At 44.4% G+C, this 18,888-nt stretch carries 15 protein-coding genes, 1 tRNA gene and 1 pseudogene; 10 read left to right on the plus strand and 7 right to left on the minus strand.

All coding sequences use genetic code 11. From position 1 onward, the window contains the following. Positions 1-91: 91 nt before the first annotated feature. Entirely contained in the window at positions 92-2,287 is a 2,196-nt protein-coding gene (locus AUJ82_00670) for a hypothetical protein (protein OIO60913.1), read from the plus strand. 86 nt (positions 2,288-2,373) lie between these two features. Beyond that, on the plus strand, positions 2,374-3,036 hold the full coding sequence (locus AUJ82_00675; GenBank protein ID OIO60914.1) for a hypothetical protein: 663 nt from the start codon (positions 2,374-2,376) through the stop codon (positions 3,034-3,036). A gap of 12 nt (positions 3,037-3,048) precedes the next feature. Here AUJ82_00675 and AUJ82_00680 read toward each other — a convergent pair whose 3' ends face one another. The 5 genes from AUJ82_00680 to AUJ82_00700 all read right to left on the minus strand — a co-directional run bounded on the left by AUJ82_00680 (position 3,049) and on the right by AUJ82_00700 (position 9,312). Continuing rightward, the gene (locus AUJ82_00680; GenBank protein OIO60915.1) at positions 3,049-3,924 is read right to left on the minus strand and encodes a YicC family protein; all 876 of its coding nucleotides are present in this window, start codon (positions 3,922-3,924) and stop codon (positions 3,049-3,051) included. A gap of 30 nt (positions 3,925-3,954) precedes the next feature. Beyond that, positions 3,955-5,406 carry a hypothetical protein gene (locus tag AUJ82_00685; GenBank protein ID OIO60916.1) on the minus strand — a complete coding sequence of 484 codons (1,452 nt, stop codon included), beginning with the start codon at positions 5,404-5,406 and terminating at the stop codon, positions 3,955-3,957. A 66-nt stretch (positions 5,407-5,472) separates the two neighbouring features. Further along, the gene (locus AUJ82_00690; protein ID OIO60917.1) at positions 5,473-6,003 is read right to left on the minus strand and encodes a hypothetical protein; all 531 of its coding nucleotides are present in this window, start codon (positions 6,001-6,003) and stop codon (positions 5,473-5,475) included. Next, entirely contained in the window at positions 6,000-8,714 is a 2,715-nt protein-coding gene (locus AUJ82_00695; GenBank protein ID OIO60929.1) for an aconitate hydratase 1, read from the minus strand. The genes AUJ82_00690 and AUJ82_00695 overlap by 4 nt, the downstream gene beginning before the upstream one ends. Before the next feature lie 85 nt (positions 8,715-8,799). Continuing rightward, a complete protein-coding gene (locus AUJ82_00700; GenBank protein OIO60918.1) occupies positions 8,800-9,312 on the minus strand; it encodes a hypothetical protein in 513 nt (170 codons plus the stop codon). A 239-nt stretch (positions 9,313-9,551) separates the two neighbouring features. On the opposite strand from AUJ82_00700, the gene AUJ82_00705 reads away from it, so the two are divergent. The 6 genes from AUJ82_00705 (at position 9,552) to AUJ82_00730 (ending at position 17,138) form a co-directional block, all read left to right on the plus strand. Next, on the plus strand, positions 9,552-11,285 hold the full coding sequence (locus AUJ82_00705; GenBank protein OIO60919.1) for a histidinol-phosphatase: 1,734 nt from the start codon (positions 9,552-9,554) through the stop codon (positions 11,283-11,285). A gap of 156 nt (positions 11,286-11,441) precedes the next feature. Further along, complete coding sequence (locus AUJ82_00710; GenBank protein ID OIO60930.1) at positions 11,442-12,383, plus strand: hypothetical protein; 942 nt, start codon at positions 11,442-11,444, stop codon at positions 12,381-12,383. Between the two features lie 47 nt (positions 12,384-12,430). Continuing rightward, on the plus strand, positions 12,431-13,822 hold the full coding sequence (locus tag AUJ82_00715) for a UDP-glucose 6-dehydrogenase (protein OIO60920.1): 1,392 nt from the start codon (positions 12,431-12,433) through the stop codon (positions 13,820-13,822). Then, positions 13,819-14,586 (plus strand): 3-deoxy-D-manno-octulosonate cytidylyltransferase, encoded by a 768-nt coding sequence (locus AUJ82_00720; protein ID OIO60921.1) that lies wholly within the window; start codon positions 13,819-13,821, stop codon positions 14,584-14,586. The genes AUJ82_00715 and AUJ82_00720 overlap by 4 nt, the downstream gene beginning before the upstream one ends. Positions 14,587-14,716: 130 nt before the next feature. Beyond that, the gene (locus AUJ82_00725; protein ID OIO60931.1) at positions 14,717-15,631 is read left to right on the plus strand and encodes a KpsF/GutQ family protein; all 915 of its coding nucleotides are present in this window, start codon (positions 14,717-14,719) and stop codon (positions 15,629-15,631) included. A gap of 106 nt (positions 15,632-15,737) precedes the next feature. Further along, positions 15,738-17,138 (plus strand): hypothetical protein, encoded by a 1,401-nt coding sequence (locus AUJ82_00730; GenBank protein ID OIO60922.1) that lies wholly within the window; start codon positions 15,738-15,740, stop codon positions 17,136-17,138. A 6-nt stretch (positions 17,139-17,144) separates the two neighbouring features. Here AUJ82_00730 and AUJ82_00735 read toward each other — a convergent pair whose 3' ends face one another. Further along, positions 17,145-17,804 carry a hypothetical protein gene (locus tag AUJ82_00735; protein ID OIO60923.1) on the minus strand — a complete coding sequence of 220 codons (660 nt, stop codon included), beginning with the start codon at positions 17,802-17,804 and terminating at the stop codon, positions 17,145-17,147. Between the two features lie 62 nt (positions 17,805-17,866). Here AUJ82_00735 and AUJ82_00740 point away from each other — a divergent pair. Then, positions 17,867-17,943, plus strand: a tRNA-Pro gene (locus AUJ82_00740). A 15-nt stretch (positions 17,944-17,958) separates the two neighbouring features. Here AUJ82_00740 and AUJ82_00745 read toward each other — a convergent pair. Then, entirely contained in the window at positions 17,959-18,426 is a 468-nt protein-coding gene (locus tag AUJ82_00745) for a transcription antitermination factor NusB (protein ID OIO60932.1), read from the minus strand. A 132-nt stretch (positions 18,427-18,558) separates the two neighbouring features. On the opposite strand from AUJ82_00745, the pseudogene AUJ82_00750 reads away from it, so the two are divergent. Next, a pseudogene (locus AUJ82_00750) lies at positions 18,559-18,888 on the plus strand (hypothetical protein).

The raw sequence follows: 18,888 nt of genomic DNA on the forward strand, positions 1-18,888 counted from the left end.
AGTCGTTTGAAATGCAATCATCGTAGCATAAAGCTTTGCTTGTGATTTCGTATGTGTCTTATTTACAATTAATTAGCCGAGAACCCCATTAATGAACCCTCAACACAGAAAACATTTTAGTCGAGACAACAAAGGCTCTGTTATATTTCTCACCATTATTATAGCAACCGCTGTTGCGATCATTCTCGCCGCACTCATCCAATGGAGCCTTTCTGAACGCCGGTTTAATGAGCGGAGCTTCACTCGTTTGAAAGCAAAAAACGCCGCCGAAAGCCTTGCGGAGTACGGGGTCGCCCAGCTCATCGCGCGTTGGCAAAATGCCACTTCGTTTACTACTGATGAACTGCTTTCCGCAAATCAGCCACTCGTAATTCCGGCTTCGGCCTCCACATTTTTTTCGAGTGAAATCGTGGACAGCGACCTAGAACTTAAGGGAGGAACCGTTCCGCCCGGTGAATGGAATTACATTGACCCAAAAGATCCGGGCAATGAATTCGATAGCCAAAAGGGAAAACTTGTTTTCGCGCGAAATGTCAAAATTTATGCCAAAGCCGCAGCCAAGATACCACATTCGAATGATAAAGTAATATCCTATGTGAAAGAGATCCTTCAAGTACGTGATGCGCCGTTACTAGCCCATGCTGTTTTTTATAACCTGGATATGGAATTTCACCCCGGCCCTAAAATGGAAATGTATGGTCCCGTTCATGCCAACGGCGATATATGGGTCTCTGCGATTGATAAATTATACTTCCACTCTACCGTAACCACGGCTGGAAAATTCCACCACGGCATGATGTCTGACCCAGGAACCTCCCAAACCGGCACGGTTTACTTTCAAGACAGCGAAGGTGATTGGATAAGTGATTACAAAGGTTCAGGAAGTAAATCACTTTCCTCGAGCTACTATGATAGCAACTACACGGTTATAAAAAACGGTGTCCCCAGCCCCGGTTGGAGAGAACTGGCATCTAACCGCTGGGACGGAAATGTGCAAAGCACCGAGCATAGCGTGCCCAAACTCAATTTAATCGGGTTTCCGGACTATGTTCGCGATAATCCCGCAACGGAAGCCGTAGATGATGCGCTAAACTATGCTTATGCTATTATTGAGCCAAATCTGCCCACGTCTAGTCCTGACAATAAAGGCATTGGCGAAAAAGAAAAGTACGCCCGCAAGGCTGGCCTGATTGTCCGCCTCTACAAAACCAACGATCCAAGTACCGTCCCCACCCACGCACAGCACTTAACTGGAGATTATTATGTTTCCTTCAATAAACTGAAACGCATAAATCCGCTCCTACCCAATAGTGAAGCTGAATTGGATGCGAATGGCAATGTTCAAGAAATTCCAGTCGCTGTATCCTCCAGTTTTGTGAGTGACGTATTTCAACTACACACCTATCAAGAGGATCCCTCGACCAACAAACCGACATCCAGCTTTTGGGATGCACGGCGAGAAAAAGGCCTCGATATCCTGCAATTAGATGTTGGTGAATTTCGAGAGGGAGTAGATAATACAGATTCACATTATAAACCTTATGTATGGACGAGTAATTATGTTCCCGTAACCGACTACAATGGCGTTGTATATGTAGAGTTCCCCATGGATGCATCCCAAACAGGACGCCCGGATAAAGTCAACGTAAGTGTTGATAATATGGGGCTCTATCTGGTTGACGGCAAGAAAGTCCCTAATCCGAGTTACAATAACATCCCCACACGAGACAGCGGTTTTACGTTAGCAACCAATAACGCCATCTATGTAAAAGGTGACTTTAACGCGGACGGCAGCTTTGCCACGGGAACAGAAACGGCTCCCGACAATCCTCTTTCGCCGGAACCACCGGTAGCACTAGCTGCTGATTCTATCACGATCCTATCTGATCAATGGAACTTCGCCAAAAGCAAGAATTCTACAAGTGATCGCCCTGCCGAAGATACTGAAGTTAACACTGCCCTTATCACCGGTATTGCTATTACAAATAAAGGCGGGGATACCAATATGGCCAGTGGCGGTACGCACAATTTCCCCAGATTTTTAGAAAATTGGAGTAACAAAAAATTCCTTTATAGAGGGTCCCTCGTGGCTCTTTTTGAAAGTGAAATTGCGAATCAAACGGTTTCCACCTCCTATTACAGCCCGCCAATACGCCTATGGGGCTTCTACGATCAATTCGCCAAAGGCAATTACCCTCCCGGAACCCCTAATGTCAGATCATTCAGAAGATTGGACTTCCGTTTTATTGACAAAGCGGAATACGATGCCGCCATTCTAAACCTATAGGCTGGCAAAAAATGCTCCGGAAATGATTGAAAAAAACAACCAGGAAATCTTATATTATGCACATGCGCCGATTACCCCTCACCCTTATGGCACTCCTATGTCTGCTCATTCCCTTTTCCCTAACGCAAGCACAACCAAAAGGCAAAAACAACACGGAGCAGCTGACGGTTTATTCGTGGCCGTTAACAAAACGTCCCGCACTCGAAATCTCTGCTCAACAGGAATTTTTTGATGGCCTTGCCTACAGATACTACCTTCTAGAAAACAAAGCGTTTAAACTAATCATTAAAATGCAGTTTCCCCCACGGTGGCACGTTACTACGCCTGCTATGACGGAATCATTTGCGATTACGGAGCAAGGAAACCCAGACAATCGCTTAAGTTTTAGTATCTTTAAACCCGATGAGTTTTTGCCAAACTTTAATCTGAATACCCTTTTAGGCTATATCGAAAGCCTGAAAGCAAAATACGGGCAACGCCTCAAGGTACTCAATCAGAAAACCAATTTCATTCCAGCAAACCAGCCCTTTATTTTAAATGGCAATTATAGGTATATTGAATACCAAGTTAGCCAAGGCTCGAATAAAGAGCCTATGCTCTATCAGGAATTCATTATGTTTCCTGATACAAAGGAACGTTTATTGTTCGTGATCCAACGCTCCGGCCCGGCAAAAAGAGTTGAGCAAACGACACCTCACATCATGAGCTATCTCTATAATACTGAGCTTGTTGAGCCGGAAACGAAGTAAATCGAATAGTCTTTATTCTATATTTTGCACTTGCTCGCGAATGCGCTCGAGCTCATTTTTGGCCTCTACAACAATACGAGAGATGTCTATGTTATTGGCCTTACTTCCAATAGTATTCCACTCACGGTGCAATTCCTGGCAAATGAAATCCATTTTGCGCCCAACTCTGCCTTCATCCTTTTGAATACATTGCAGAAAAGAGTCAATATGGCTGTTTAATCTCGTGATTTCTTCAGAAACGTCACATTTATCGGCGAACAGGGCAATTTCTCGCAAAACACGCTCATCCTCCAAATTAATAGAAAGATTCAATTGCTGCAAACGCGCCATTAATTGTTCGCGGTAACGCTCTATGGTCGGCTTACTCAAGGCCGCGATTTCTTTTGCCCAAGTTGATAATTGGGTCAATCGGCCTGCCATATCATTTGCCAAAACGTTTCCTTCCTCCTGGCGCGTTTCGATAAACGCATCCAATGCCTTTTCTAACAAAACTTCCACTACAGGCGCAACGGTGTCTTCCGGGAGGAGCTTGCTATCTTGGCCACTCATTTTCATGGCATTTAAGACAAGGGTAACATCCGGATTAAACGGTACATCCAGCTTTTCCGACATTTCGCGTAAACCGTTAAAAATCTTACCCACGCCATCTTCATTCCACGTAAAACCCTTTTCGGCATCGATACTCGCGATTTTGACATAAACGTTGATCTTGCCGCGCCCTACACGTTCTTGAATTCTTTTTGTGATATCGCGCTCCATCTTCACCCACTCTTTGGGCAAATAAACACTCACCTCCAAGCTCTTTCGATTCACAGAAGAAATCTCTACGCTCACTTCACTTTCATCGCAATTTCCCACTGCGATACCATATCCTGTCATGCTATTCATTACTTTATATAACCTATTTTATAATTTAAATCACCCCTGCGTGCATTTTACGGACAATAAGGTAAGGTCATCGGCGCGATCCGGTGCCCCTACAAACTCCGCTACTTCTTTTAAAATACCCTGATTGATATTTTTAGCAGATTCCCTCCCTAAGGCCCTGAATACGGCTATTAACCTTTCGGCAGAAAATTCTTCACCTTTATCGTTAATAGCTTCCGTAATCCCGTCTGTATATAACAACAATACATCGTGTTTATGAAACGGTATTATTTTGTCTTCTATTACAGAATCGAATAAATGGCTGGGAACCATTCCCAATGCCATTCCCTCGGAAGAAATCAATTGGATCTCGGTGGCCTTGCCTGCCTCCGCTTGGCTACCCTTTAAGAGCATTGGTAACTCATGTCCCGCGCGGGCTAACATAATCTCTCCTTTTTTAGTATCGATAATCGCATAAACGATCGTAATAAACATGTCTCGCCTCATTTCAGGGAACATCTCTCTATTTATAGCCTTTAACACTTCGGCAGGAGACATATTTCCTCGAGCATAATGCCTCAGATTTGTCTGGCAAATCGCCATGAGGAGTGATGCTGGTATTCCCTTTCCGGATACATCAGCGATTGCCACAGCGATACGACCGTCTGGCAATTTAAAGACATCATACAAATCACCACCCACTTTTTTTGCGGGATGGTAGCACGCATCAACGTCAAAGTGATTATCTTTGGGAAAAGACTGCGGCAATAACATCCCTTGGATATTGCTTGCCAAAGTTATTTCAAAATCCAACTGCTTTTTCTCTAACTGCAGCTCCATCAAATGCAAGTTATGGAGCGCCATACCGGCTTGCTCTGCCAAGGATTGCACGAGGGAAAAATCGGTTTCGTTAAACGCTATGTTATCCGCGGGGTTGGCAACGGCCAATAAACCCAAAACGCTTCCGTGAGATAAAATGGGCACAATAATAATCGAGTGGACGGCAAGCGCGGGATCCTTATGAAAGATGACTCTTGGATCTTTTCTCGCGTTGGCAATCAATATACCCTTCCCGCTTCTGGCGATTCCGCCGATCAAGCCTTCTCCCCATTCGAAGCTTTCGGACTTCAATATCTGTTCTATAAATTTTGCTCGAGTAACTACGGTTTCGTCAGCTGAGGCAATGGGCTTTTGGGGAGGAAACAACCCCTCTACCGCAACACGCTTTAACTGGTTCCCGTTTGATTTTTCATAAACGCACGCACTCAAGGCTCCTGTACTTAGAATCGCGGTATGAACGATATGGTTGTATAAATCATTACGCTCGACCCCCTCACCGATCGCTTCCACCAAACTATGCATGAATTCGATCGATATCTGCTTCTCCTGCAACAATAGCTGCTTTTCTTCATCAATCTTTACAATTTCGCGCCTCGCGGAAATATAAAGAAAGCTGAGCCCTAAAGCGCCTAGGGCAACACCAGCAAGAAAGTACCAAAGCATACTTCATTCATAGTACATTTCTTTCTTTTAATGAAGCTCAAAAAATATTCCCTAAACCCCCTGAAATTAATCCTTTACCACACCCTTTAAAAAAGTGATGACATCTTGAAATTTACTTTCGTTTGAGCCTTGAATAATGACCAAGTTCTCGTGAGCCTTTAAAATGGTTTTAGAGTCAGCCACTTGCTTGTTAGATGTGACTGGTTGTAACTCCTCTGATTTCCCATCATTCGTTATTCCATTATCAATAACTTGCAAAATTTTATCTAACCCTAGGTTATGGACGAGGTCCCAGTTGCGCTTCCCGAGGTGGCAGAGTGCTAAACAAGCCTCTTCGTCTGCTTCTTGAAACTCAAGTGCCACTCCTGTAATTAAGCCTAAAAAGGTACTATCCATCCCCGTACAGTCTTCAAAATCAATGATAATGCGTTGCACACTCTTCATTCGCATGGAATCAAAAAAATCATTCAAGGGGTTGCAATTTAAGTAGGATGCGCGCCCCTTTATTTTGAGGACGACAGGATCGGAACTCGAATCAACAAAATATACGTTTTCTAAATCTGTTTTCATATGTATTCCCCTTAACGGACTTTTCATTGCTTGAGTATGCTACGTAGTACGTATGGCATTATTCCTCCATGCTTATAGTAATCTTTTTCAATATGGGTGTCTATTCTTATAATTAGATTAATAGCATCAATCTTGCCATTCATGTGCCAAATTTCCATCTTAATTTCGTCTCCGGGCTCAAAATCATCGACAAAATCGGGCAATGAGTAAATTTCAGTACCATCTAGCCCCCATGATTCCACGCTTTCACCTTCCTTAAACTGAAGGGGCAATACTCCCATTCCAATTAAATTACTGCGGTGTATACGCTCAAAATTTTTGGCAACAACCACTTTTACGCCCAATAGTAAAGTTCCTTTGGCAGCCCAGTCTCGAGAGCTTCCCATGCCGTAATCATTACCGGAAAGGACGATTAAGGGCACGTTCTCTTTTTTATAAACCATGGCGGCATCATATATGCTCATAAGTTCACCATCCGGCATATGGGTCGTATAACCCCCTTCTTTTCCTTGTGCCATCTGGTTCTTAATGCGTACGTTCCCAAAGGTACCACGAGTCATCACACGGTCATTCCCGCGCCGGGAGCCATAAGAATTAAAATCTTTCTTCTCTACGCCGAGCGACTTTAAATATCTACCCGCTGGACCATCTTCTGCTATTGCGCCTGCCGGCGAGACGTGGTCAGTTGTGACCGAATCACCCAATATTGCCAATGCACGCATGCCATTTATGGGCTTTATGGGCTTGGTATCCATTGAAAAATCGTCAAAATAGGGAGGCTTTTGGATATAAGTGGACTCCGAATCCCAATGATAGCGCGTGGCTCCTCGAATTTTTATGGCATTCCATTCGGGATTGGCTTGATCTATTGCGGATGCTGAGTATTTATCTAAAAACATTTCGGGTTCAAGGCCATGAATAACACATTCATGTATATCTTTATTAGTCGGCCAAAGATCCTGCAAATAAACCTCTTTTCCGTTTTTATCCTTTCCTAGAGGCTCTTTTACAAAATCTATATCCACTTTTCCCGCAAGGGCAAAAGCAACAACCAAAGGAGGCGACATCAAGAAATTAGCCCGAATAGCCGGTTGTATTCTGGCTTCAAAATTACGGTTTCCGCTTAATACACTGGCGCATACCAAGTCTTTTTCTTTGATGGCTTTCTCCACTTCGAGATCCAATGGCCCACTATTACCGATACAAGTCGTACAACCGTAGCCAACTAGGTTAAATCCTAATTTATCCAGGTATTCCTGTAGCCCTGTTTTTGCTAAATAATCCGTAACTACCCGAGAACCCGGAGCTAAACTAGTCTTAACGATAGGGTTTATTTTAAGGCCAAGTTCTACGGCTTTCTTTGCCACTAAACCAGCGGCAACCATGACAGATGGGTTAGAAGTGTTCGTACAACTGGTAATTGCCGCTATGAGGACAGATCCATGCTTAATTTCAAACTTCTCATCGCCATGCTTTTCCAAGGTAATGGAGGCTTTGTCTTTATAAGTTTCCGCCGCTTTACCGTAACCACCCTCTTTTACAGATGAGTGAAATAAATCAGAGAACTTTTCTTTTAATTCCGTTAAATTGATACGGTCTTGAGGACGCTTCGGACCTGCCACACAGGGCACAATTGTGCTTAAATCCAGCTCGATTACTTTGGTGTAATCCACCTCGCCATCACGCGGCATGCCCCAGATTCCCTGAGCCTTGCAATAGTCCTCGACCATCTCCACGTGCGCTTTGGGCCTGCCTGTCATCAATAAATAATCCTTTGTCTTATCATCGATGGGAAATAAGCCTATTGTGGCACCGTACTCCGGAGCCATATTGCCTATTGTAGCACGGTCGGCAACCGTCAAGGAAGCAGCTCCCGCTCCAAAGAATTCTACAAATTTGCCGACTACATTTTCAGTACGCAAGAGTTGTGTGATATTTAACGTCAAATCAGTCGCAGTTACCCCTTCTTTTAAAGCTCCCGTCAGATGCACCCCAATCACTTCCGGAGTCTGAAAATAAACGGGCTGCCCGAGCATACCGGCTTCAGCTTCGATGCCACCGACTCCCCAGCCGACCACGCCCAAGCCATTAATCATGGTCGTGTGCGAGTCCGTACCGACAAGGGTGTCGAGGTAGTACAGCGTCTCGTCATTAATTTTTTTCTCGAAAACCAATTTTGCCAGATATTCCAGGTTCACCTGGTGGCAAATCCCCACTGCGGGCGGCACTACCTGAAAAGTATCAAAGGCTTCCTGCCCCCATTTCAAAAATTCATAACGTTCGCGATTTCGTTCGAATTCCTTTTGCACATTCCCTTTAAAAGCCATCGCAGTGCCGTATTCGTCTACTTGAATGGAGTGGTCTATCACCAGATCCAGCGGCACGAGAGGCTCAATCAATTCAGGGCTTTTACCCACTTCGGCTACCGCATCTCGCATAGCGGCGAGGTCTACGACTAAAGGCACTCCCGTAAAATCTTGTAGTAAAATTCTGGATACAACAAAGGGAATCTCACGACTGGAAGGTTTCTTGGCATTCCAGTTGGCCAACTCCCTTACGTCCTCTTCTCTTATCTTTTTGCCATCACAATTGCGTAAAACAGATTCCAGGACAATCCGGATACTTACAGGCAATCGAGAGATTTTGCCCACACCTGCTGCTTCTAATGCTGGAAGAGAATACAACTTCCCGTTCCTGAATTTCTTTAACGCGTTAAAGGGGTCGTAAGGCTGGCTCATATAATCGCAGTATACCAAGGCCATAAAAAAACTCCAAGTACGAAAAAACGTCCTTGGAGTTTAAAATAATAAGATTAGAAAAAGCTTATGCCGTTGCCGCCATTTCTTCTTCTAATGCCTTACGGACACCATCCATATCAGGATATTGGTTACCGTCTTCTGCGGGCGCTTTCCACATATGTGCGATTTTCCCCTGGCTGTTAATCACAAAAACGGAGCGCCAGCATACCTGCTGAAATCCTTTAAAGTCTTCTGCTAATACCCCATATTGAGGAGCCACTTCACGATTAAAATCGCTTAACAAAGGGAACGTAATGCCTTGATCCTTTGCCCAAGCTTCCAACGTAAAAGGACTATCAACACTGATACCGTACACGGCTGCCCCCATCTTGCGAAACTCATCCCAATGATTTTCCTTCGAAACGGCGCAAAATGTCTTTGTGCAAACAGGCGTAAACGCTAACGGCACAAAAAAGAGCACTGTAGGGCGTTTGCCAAAATTCTCGCTTAACTTGACCATCTGCACATCGCCACCTACGGGCTTTGATCGTAGTGTAAAATCCGGCGCGGGTGATCCAATATTTAATTCTGCTTTCATCAATTGTTCTTTCTGTCTTGAGTTAACTTCTTTTATAAATAAGTAAAACACTTATTGTAGTCATCTACCCCATTTCCGCAAGTTTATTACCATACAAAATCCAGGAAACCCTTTCTCTTAAAGCAAAAACCCCCTATTCTACACAAAAAAACGCGCATAAATATAAGTAACTTTTCAATAAAATTTACTGATTCTCCAAAATTGACCTTCCGGACAAACGTGCCCAAAATGAACAAACTATGAATAAACGTGAAATCGCCCAAATCTTAGACGAAATTGCTGTTCTCCTTGAACTCAAGGGCGAGAATCCTTTCAAAATAAGAGCCTACCAAAATGCAGCCCGCGCCCTAGAAACCTTTCAGGGCAACTTTGAAGAAACGATCAAAAAGGGTCATTTAGAAGATATACCAGGAGTCGGCAAAGCCATTGAAGAAAAGATACTAACCCTTCATAAGACTGGCAAATTAGCCTACTACCAAGAACTTGCTGCGTCTATCCCCGAGGGGTTAATTAAAATGCTTGATATTCCCGGCCTCGGCGGAAAACGAATCAAATTAATACATGACAACCTGGGCATCGAAACCATTGAAGATCTAAAACTCGCGTGCCAAGCGGGTAAAATAGCACAATTACCCGGCATGGGAGCGAAATCCCAAAACAATATTCTTGCCGGCATCGAGCATTTGGTGGCCTACAGCCAGCGCCATCTTTGGTGGGAAGCTTATCATATAGCGGAACCTATTCTGAATGAACTCAAACATCTCCCTGAAACTGTACACGCTGATTTAGCAGGTAGTTTGCGCAGAAGACTCGAAACGATCGGAGATCTTGATTTTGTCGTTGGATCCAAGGATCCACAGGCGATTATGGATTGGTTTACGAAACACCATTCGGTTGAATCCGTTACCGCTAAAGGCGAAACAAAATCAAGTGTCCGCCTCAAAGGAGGCATACAAGCTGACCTACGCGTTGTTGCGCCGGAACAATATTACTTCGCGCTTCATCATTTTACGGGATCAAAGGATCACAATATACAAATGCGCCAACGCGCGCTTCATATGGGCTACAGCCTCAGCGAATGGGGTCTAAAGGCCGAGAAAGATGATCATAAAGACATCAACCACGTTAAAGGGGAAGCAGAGCTATTCAAAGCGCTCAAACTGTCATACATCCCGCCGGAACTACGCGAAGGGCTTGACGAGCTCGACCTTGCCGCAAAAGACAAAATCCCACACTTGGTTCAAGAAAGCGATATACGCGGGGTCTTTCATAACCATACCGTAGCCTCCGATGGTGTCCATACCCTGGAACAAATGGCAGAGACGGCCGACTCCTACGAGTGGGAATACCTCGGCATCGCAGACCATTCTAAATCAAGTCGGCAGACAAATGGATTAGATGAAGAGCGTCTATTGGCCCAAATCGCTGAAATCAGAACATTGAATAAATCCAAGCGCTTTAACACACATATTTTCGCGGGCACAGAGTGTGATATCCTTCCTGATGGCTCGCTGGATTTTGAGGACGCTATTTTAAAAGAACTCGATTACGTAGTCGTTTCCATCCACTCCAATTTCAATATGGATGAAGATGCGATGACCAAACGGATTATCAAAGCCATCGAACATCCCTATACGAGCATATTGGCTCACCCAACCGGTCGATTGCTGTTAAGACGAGAACCTTATGCAGTTGATATGATGAAGGTGATTGATGCCGCTATTGCCAATAAGGTTATCATAGAATTAAACGCTAATCCCTATCGCCTGGACATGGACTGGCGACTCTGGCGCAATGTCGCGGAACGTAATATTCTCTGTTCGATCAACCCAGATGCTCACAGCCGCGAACAACTCATGTTCTACAAAGCCGGCATCAATATAGCTCGAAAAGGCATGCTCACCAAAGAGCACATCCTTAATACACGGCCACTCACAGAAGTCACCCGCTATTTTAAAAAATTTATCGCGTAACAAATAATAAAAGGAAAAAGGCCGCGATATAGATATTATCTAATCGACCTTAATTCCCTTGCTATAATACGGAATGATCTATTTTATATTTTCCAAAACCTACAATCTATGAAAACACTAAAAACACTTGTACTCACCTTCACTTTCATTCCTTTCATTCTATGCCAATCTTTTGCGCTTGCTCCCCTACCGGGTGAAGATCCCCTTCCCTCATGGAATGATGGTGCTATAAAGGAAAAGATTATATACTTCGTACAATCGGTAACTGATCCTTCAAGCCCGGATTTCGTCCCCCCTCGTGAACGGGTCGCTGCATTAGACATGGATGGCACCATTGTTTGCGAACATCCCATTAACTTTCAACGCGCTATTGCCCTAGAGCGCCTACGCGAACTTGCAGCCCAAAACCCTTCTCTAGCAGAAGAGCAGCCCTACAAGGCAGCAGTGGAATTCGATGATGAATACCAGGCAAATTCCAATAATCACAACTATATCTTTTTGACTGCTTTCAAGGATTACCCGGTACATGAGTTTCACGAATATGCTAAAGATTACATGCTTCGCGAAAAACAGGCTCCATTTGACCGTAAGTTCAACGAGCTCTACTATCAACCGGGTGCCGAACTTGTGCAATATCTTCAAGACAATAACTTCCGTGTCTATATTTGCTCAACCACAGAAGAAAACTGCATCCGCGTGCTTTTAGAAGACTGTATGGGATTAGAGCACGTTGCTATTATAGGTAATGAAGTGGACTTAACCTTCTCGATCGTAGACGGCAAACCTCATTTCCGCATGCATGATACTTTTCGCCAACCAGAAAACCGCAAAGACTACAAATGCGTCTACATCCTGAATCAAATTGGTGAAGCCGGCCAAGCTCCTATATTTGCCTTTGGCAACAGTATGGGGGATTTCGGTATGCTTACCTTTGCAGGTGCTTCCCACCATAAAAACCTGGTCATGATTCTTGACCACGATGATCCGGATCGTGAACTCGAATATCACACAGAGGAACTGCTGGATCATGCCAAGAACAATGGCTGGGAAGTTATCAGCATGAAGCGTGACTTCAAAGAAGTTTTCCCATCCAGTTAGTCTATTCTTTTTCTAAAATTGAAGATCATTCATTACACACACAACGCATGAAAATTTGTTGCATAGGAGCTGGTTACGTTGGTGGGCCTACTATGGCCGTAATTGCCCACAAGTGCCCGAACATCCAAATCACCATCGTTGACATCAATGACGAAAAGATCAAAGCCTGGAACTCCGACAATCTACCGGTCTACGAGCCAGGCCTTAAAGAAATTGTGGAAGAATGCAGAGGCAAAAATCTGTTCTTCTCCACTGATATGGATAGTGCAATCCAAGAAGCAGACATCATCTTCATTAGCGTCAATACACCTACTAAAACATACGGCTATGGGGCGGGCAAATCTGCAGATTTACGTTTCGTAGAAAGCTGTGCGAGACGGATCGGCGAGGTTGCTCAATCGGATAAAATCATTGTAGAAAAGTCCACCCTTCCGGTTCGTACAGCAGAATCCATCCGCGACATATTAGAGGTTACGAGCAACAATTGCCAATTTCAGGTTCTCTCTAATCCTGAATTCCTTGCCGAGGGCACAGCCATTCAAGATTTAGAAAATCCGGATCGCGTTTTGATCGGTGGGGAGCAGACTCCTGAAGGCCTTCAAGCCATTGAAACACTTGTTTCCGTCTATGCCCACTGGGTTCCCCGAGAAAAAATCATCACAACAAACCTTTGGTCTTCCGAGCTTTCTAAGCTGACAGCCAATGCATTTCTGGCACAACGCATCTCTTCCATCAATGCCATTTCCTCGTTGTGCGAAGCAACGGACGCAGACATTACCGAAGTCGCTAAAGCGATTGGCTCTGACACCCGCATTGGCAATCGCTTTCTGAATAGCTCTGTAGGTTTCGGCGGATCCTGCTTTCAAAAAGATATCTTAAACCTCGTCTACCTGTGTGAAAGCTACGGCTTAAACGAAGTTGCTCGCTATTGGGAACAAGTTGTTTTGATGAATGACCACCAAAAGCACCGCTTCAGCCGTAAAATGGTAAGCACGCTCTTCAATACAATTGCTGATAAAAAAATCGCTATATTTGGCTTTGCATTTAAAAAGGATACTAATGACACCCGGGAGTCCCCTGCAATTGCGGTCTGCCAAGACCTCCTCGATGAACAAGCTGAACTAGCTATTTATGACCCAAAGGTTCAGGCTCACCAAATTTATAAAGATTTAAATATATCCGATCCTGAAGCTGAAGCAATCACGCTTTGCAATGATCCTTACGAAGCGGCTAAAGATGCCCATGCGATTGCGATTCTCACAGAATGGGATGCGTTTAAAGACTTAGATTACGCAAAAATCTATGCATCCATGAAAAAGCCCGCTTTCCTCTTTGATGGCCGAAATATTGTAGATCTAGAAGGGCTACGCGCAATCGGTTTTGACGCGTTTGGCATCGGTAAACCCAATCCTAAACGAAACAATATGATTGTGTCATGAAAACAACCATCGTCATTCCAGCACGGCTCGGCTCAACGCGGCTACCCAATAAAATATTAGCAGATATTAACGGCAAACCCATGCTGTGGCACGTTTGGCAAAAAGCCAGCCAAATTGCGGAAGTCGCCCATGTGTTTGTAGCGTGTGACAATCAGCAAGTCTTCGAGATGGTTGAAAGTTGGGGCGGAAAAGTTATTTTAACGGATCCTTCCTGCGTCTCTGGAACACATCGCGTGGCTACCATTATGAATCAGATCCCAGGCGAACTCATTATCATTTTACAAGCTGATGAGCCTCTCTTCGATCCGGAAATCATCCGCGAAATGATCCGCACGGCAAACAAAGCAGATGCGGATATCTATACCCCTATTTATACCATTGAAGATCCGGCAAAGGTGATGAATCCAAATGTCGTCAAAGTTGTCACAAGCAGTAATGGTAGAGCCCTCTATTTTTCTCGAAGCACCATACCTTATGTCAGAGATTGTCCGGTAAACGATTGGCCAAGCGCGTGCAAATTCCAAGGGCACATCGGCATCTACGGCTATCCCAGAAAAACATTGGAAAATTACAAGCACGTCCCCAATAGCTATCTAGAAAATGCCGAATGCCTCGAGCAATTAAGATTTTTAGAGGCCGGTTATTCGATACAGACCTTTCTAGTAAAGCACCAGTTTGCCGGAGTGGACACCGCAGCAGATTTATTAGTCGTGCAAAAACAATTTAAAGCACAGGAAACGGAGAAATTACACTATGTTACATGAGCCCATGCCCGTAGCGGAAAGAAGCCGACTCAACGCTGATCTGAGTAAGCCCAATGCTCACGATGTGCGTAATGCCGCTGATTCTATTATTGAAGCCGCAAAAAATATTTTTCGTCATGAAGCGCTGGCCATGGACGCCGTTGCTACACGATTAAACAAAAATTTCACACGCGCGCTAGAGGTTATCATTACCCACCCCGGAAAAATTATCATTTGCGGCGTGGGTAAGTCTGGCCACGTGGCTCAAAAAATGGCAGCAACCTTTTGCAGCACAGGAACACCCGCGATTGCCATGCACCCTGGAGAAGCTGTCCATGGGGATCTTGGTATATATCAACCAGGCGACCCTACAATATTGCTCTCCAAAAGTGGTAGTACCGCGGAAATGCTTCGTCTTATCCCAACCCTAAGGCAATTCAGGTCCCCTCTCATTTCGATTGTAGGGAACATGGATTCCCCGATTGCGCATCAATCTGATGTTGTTCTCGATGTCACCGTACAAAAGGAGGCGGATCCGCTGGGCATCGTCCCTACAACAAGTTGCTTGGTTTCGATGGCAATGGGAGACGCTTTAGCATCTTGCCTCATGTCTATTCGTAATTTTAATGAAAAGGACTTCGCAAGATTTCACCCTGCGGGTCAATTGGGAAGAAATTTATTACTCACAGTTGAGGATGTCATGCACAAAAAAATCGCAAAGGTGTTACCCGATGCAAGCTTGCGTGACGTTGTTATCGCTATGACAAATATTTCCCTTGGGGGCGCTTGTGTTATAGATGAATCCGATAAACTTCTAGGCATCGTAACGGATGGCGATATACGCCGAATCCTACAACAGGAAGAGGATGTCTTTAAACTTAAGGCAATCGATATTATGACAGCCAATCCCATGGTTGTCAGCCCGCACTTTACGCTAAACCAGGCCGTTAAAATCATGGAAGATCGCCCTTCCCAAATTTCTGTCCTTCCTGTCGTTAATTCCCAAAATGGTCGTTGCCTTGGGCTACTTCGTATACACGACATTTACCAACCCGAGCTAGGTTAAAATATTTCAACGTTTTAGAGATATGCACCCTTCTGGAATTGGCGTACCCCAAACCTCACGCCGACAAACCACTCGCAAAAAACATGGTGTGTCATCGCCCACCTCAATGCGCGAAAAAATCATTGTAACGCTCCTTGCGCTCAACATCTCTTTTCTCGCTTACGCTTATGGGGGTTTTCCCGACTGGGCACTGTGGATCTTTCTGAGCCTTTCGGGTGCAAGCTTTTTAGCACTCTTCGTCCCGATAAATGATCACACGAGCCCCACAATGACATCTAATATAACGAAGCTCCTAAAGTTTCCGGTCTTCTGGCTAGGCCTGCTGGTGATTGCCTACATTCTCATACAAGCGAGCAACCCCGCTTTTATCGTCATCCAGGAAGGGAAAATCTCATTCCTCAGAACGCTCCCCCACAATACTGCCTTGCCCACAAGTATTGACAGTCCTTTTAACAAAATAAACCCATATCGCATTTTACTTTATGTAATATCCTGCCTCTGCATCTCTTCCAGCCTCTGGATTGGCATACGCAAACGCCGCTCGCTTCAAACGCTTTTTTGGGTATTCCTTGCCAATGGTCTTATATTCACCGCAATCGGGCTCTATCTAAGATTTAAAAACATCAGCAAACTCCTTGGGATTAAATATACTCCCATAAACACAATGTTTAGCTCCTTCGTTTATAGCAACCATGCTGCAGCCTACATTTATCTACTATTAAGCGTAGCTCTTGGATTTTGCGTTTACTATTTAAGCAGTAATCTCAAAAGCTTTAATAAATCAACGCCCTACCTAATCTGTGGGCTTATCGGTGTTTTTCTCTGGCTTGCCCTGTTTGTAATTGCCTCCAGAGGTGGTATTGTTATCGCTTCAGCTATCACATTATGCGCCCTATGCGCCCTTATATATGTATTAGTCCAAGCACGAAATAATCCCTACAGGAAATGGATTGCAATTAGTTTGATTGCTCTTTTAATCGGGAGCGCCATTACCCTCCATTACACCTATGACTGGCGACGGCTAGATGGACGGTTCGACCAATTTAGCACGGAAATTTCCGAAAATAGTCGTAGAAGTCTCCTGAGGGAAGCTACTTATGAAATGTTTGAAGACAATTCTGTCTTTGGCTGGGGGGCAGGCAGTTTCCAGTACTATTTCCCTGTGTATCGCGCCAAATACCCGGATCTCCTCTACGCAAAAAATTCAAAGCGCAAGTACTTTTACAATCACGCGCATAGTGACTGGATAGAAACGCTCTCGGACTACGGCATCGTGGGGAGTAGCCTCTTTGCGTTAATCGGGCTCTATTTCTTTAGCCTACCCGTCATTTTCTTTCGTGCGTTAAACCCGCTGTCCTTCATGGTATTTATCGGCTGTCTTGGATTTATTGCGCACGCTTATTTTGACTTCGTATTCCAATCTCCCGCACTTCTGCTCACCTTCTGTTTCCTTCTAACAGCTGCTGCTCGTGCCGTCTCCCTAAGAAAGCGGTTACTCAAGAGCTAAAAAGCTCTATAGCCCAAGGTTCATCTGCATTGCGGAATCGCCCTTCGTATTGCTCATCCGCAATAACCACTCAAGCGTCATGCTCTCAAAGCCCTCTAAGGCATCTAATCGTTTCAATAAAAGCGCTGAAGCGAGGGCATCATACAACGCACAGTGATATACTTGTCTTCCCCCAGGGCAATGCTGCTTTGCTAAACCGTTTAACACCTCATGCAATTGAAATTGTTTAATCAAATGACTGAGCTTATAACCCTCAAGCCCAGGATATATTTTTTTATACAAGGCGCAAGTATCAACCCAATCACCCCAACAGGCAACTTCGTCACCTGGATTTAAAAAATCAGGACAATTCGGCGGGTATGGCCACACGCGTTTTATAAAATTGTTTTCAACGCTCGCATGATGCGCGGCTAATGGCCCCCTTTTACGCAATCCACAAAAATAATCCCACTCATCGCTAAACGGAGCCTCTTTAGCCGCGAGTTCGTGCCGAATCCCGTGAAAAAAAACGTCACACTCGCGTATCTCATTTTCAGGACAACATAAGCGCGTCCGCGTATCAATAATTTCAGCCCCAAGCAATGTCGCAACCCCATACTCAACAATTCCGGTATGCGTACTACCTTCAAAATCAACGACATAGACTGGTATTTCTTTCCAATTCATCTTTAAGCTTTTTTAAAGGTTGACAGAACCACGCGTTTTTGACAAAACATAATATCTAATTTCGGGGTGTAGCACAGCCTGGTAGTGCGCCTGCTTTGGGAGCAGGAAGTCGCTGGTTCGAATCCAGTCGCCCCGACCACTTTTACAAGCCCCCCTACTGTACCTCAGGATCCCTCAAAGGACGATTTACCTTTTCCTTTATACGATCCAAGATTCCGTTAATAAAGCGTTTTGCTTCCGGGCCGGAAAATTCCTTACTCAAATCAATCGCTTCGTTAATTGAAACAATAGGTGGAATGTCCTTACGGTAAAACAGTTCATAAACTGCTAAACGCAAAATAGCTAAGTCTGTGCGGCCAATACGATTAAATGCCCAATTTTGCGTATGGGATTCAATTAATTCGTCAATCGCATCATGATGCTCAAAAAAACCGGCGATGAGTTCATCTGTAAACGCATAATCGGCACGAGCCTCTTTCACATAAATTTCAAAAAAATCATCTAGCAGATTCTCCCAATCATCATCCCCTGTAGCGTCCCACATGTATAAAAACTGCACAACAAGCTGTCGACTTCGGTGCCGATGGGCTCTTTTACTGCTTTTATCTGAATTCTCTACCATGACCATTCTGCTGTTAACTCTTGCGAGGGACTTATTAAAGCGATTTTCCATCCACTTTGCCAGCTTTTAATTTACAATAAAAATTGAGAAATAACCGATTCTAGCTTAGTGTGGAGTTAACCATTATTACAAATGTCTCAAAACGATCATTTTGATAACTTAAAGAAGCGCTTAGGGGAACATTTATTCGAAATTCGGCTCCAAAAAGAAAGTCAAATTAACCCAATAATGTTTCACTTCACGGTCTTTGGTGTTATAGCCCGCTTGTTGGGTATTTACAAAAGGGGGGTTGAAAATACCACCAAAATCCAAGTCACACACAACACATTTGCACTACCCAGCCTGCCCGAACATTTTGAAAACTACAAAATCCTGCATTTATCAGATCTGCACGCCGATCTTTGCCAGCATGTCACGCCTTACATCATTGAAAAACTCGCCCCATTAGAATACGACCTCTGC

The organism is Verrucomicrobia bacterium CG1_02_43_26, assembly GCA_001872735.1.
Classification (GTDB): Bacteria; Verrucomicrobiota; Verrucomicrobiia; order Opitutales; family CG1-02-43-26; genus CG1-02-43-26.

What these genes read in the sequence shown, in the direction of transcription:
- AUJ82_00670 (OIO60913.1), top strand. Translation starts at nt 92, where the DNA reads ATGAACCCTCAACACAGAAAACATTTTAGTCGAGACAACAAAGGCTCT.
- AUJ82_00675 (OIO60914.1), top strand. Translation starts at nt 2,374, where the DNA reads ATGGCACTCCTATGTCTGCTCATTCCCTTTTCCCTAACGCAAGCACAA.
- AUJ82_00680 (OIO60915.1), bottom strand. Translation starts at nt 3,924, where the DNA reads ATGAATAGCATGACAGGATATGGTATCGCAGTGGGAAATTGCGATGAA.
- AUJ82_00685 (OIO60916.1), bottom strand. Translation starts at nt 5,406, where the DNA reads ATGCTTTGGTACTTTCTTGCTGGTGTTGCCCTAGGCGCTTTAGGGCTC.
- AUJ82_00690 (OIO60917.1), bottom strand. Translation starts at nt 6,003, where the DNA reads ATGAAAAGTCCGTTAAGGGGAATACATATGAAAACAGATTTAGAAAAC.
- AUJ82_00695 (OIO60929.1), bottom strand. Translation starts at nt 8,714, where the DNA reads ATGAGCCAGCCTTACGACCCCTTTAACGCGTTAAAGAAATTCAGGAAC.
- AUJ82_00700 (OIO60918.1), bottom strand. Translation starts at nt 9,312, where the DNA reads ATGAAAGCAGAATTAAATATTGGATCACCCGCGCCGGATTTTACACTA.
- AUJ82_00705 (OIO60919.1), top strand. Translation starts at nt 9,552, where the DNA reads ATGAATAAACGTGAAATCGCCCAAATCTTAGACGAAATTGCTGTTCTC.
- AUJ82_00715 (OIO60920.1), top strand. Translation starts at nt 12,431, where the DNA reads ATGAAAATTTGTTGCATAGGAGCTGGTTACGTTGGTGGGCCTACTATG.
- AUJ82_00720 (OIO60921.1), top strand. Translation starts at nt 13,819, where the DNA reads ATGAAAACAACCATCGTCATTCCAGCACGGCTCGGCTCAACGCGGCTA.
- AUJ82_00725 (OIO60931.1), top strand. Translation starts at nt 14,717, where the DNA reads ATGGACGCCGTTGCTACACGATTAAACAAAAATTTCACACGCGCGCTA.
- AUJ82_00730 (OIO60922.1), top strand. Translation starts at nt 15,738, where the DNA reads ATGCGCGAAAAAATCATTGTAACGCTCCTTGCGCTCAACATCTCTTTT.
- AUJ82_00735 (OIO60923.1), bottom strand. Translation starts at nt 17,804, where the DNA reads ATGAATTGGAAAGAAATACCAGTCTATGTCGTTGATTTTGAAGGTAGT.
- AUJ82_00745 (OIO60932.1), bottom strand. Translation starts at nt 18,426, where the DNA reads ATGGTAGAGAATTCAGATAAAAGCAGTAAAAGAGCCCATCGGCACCGA.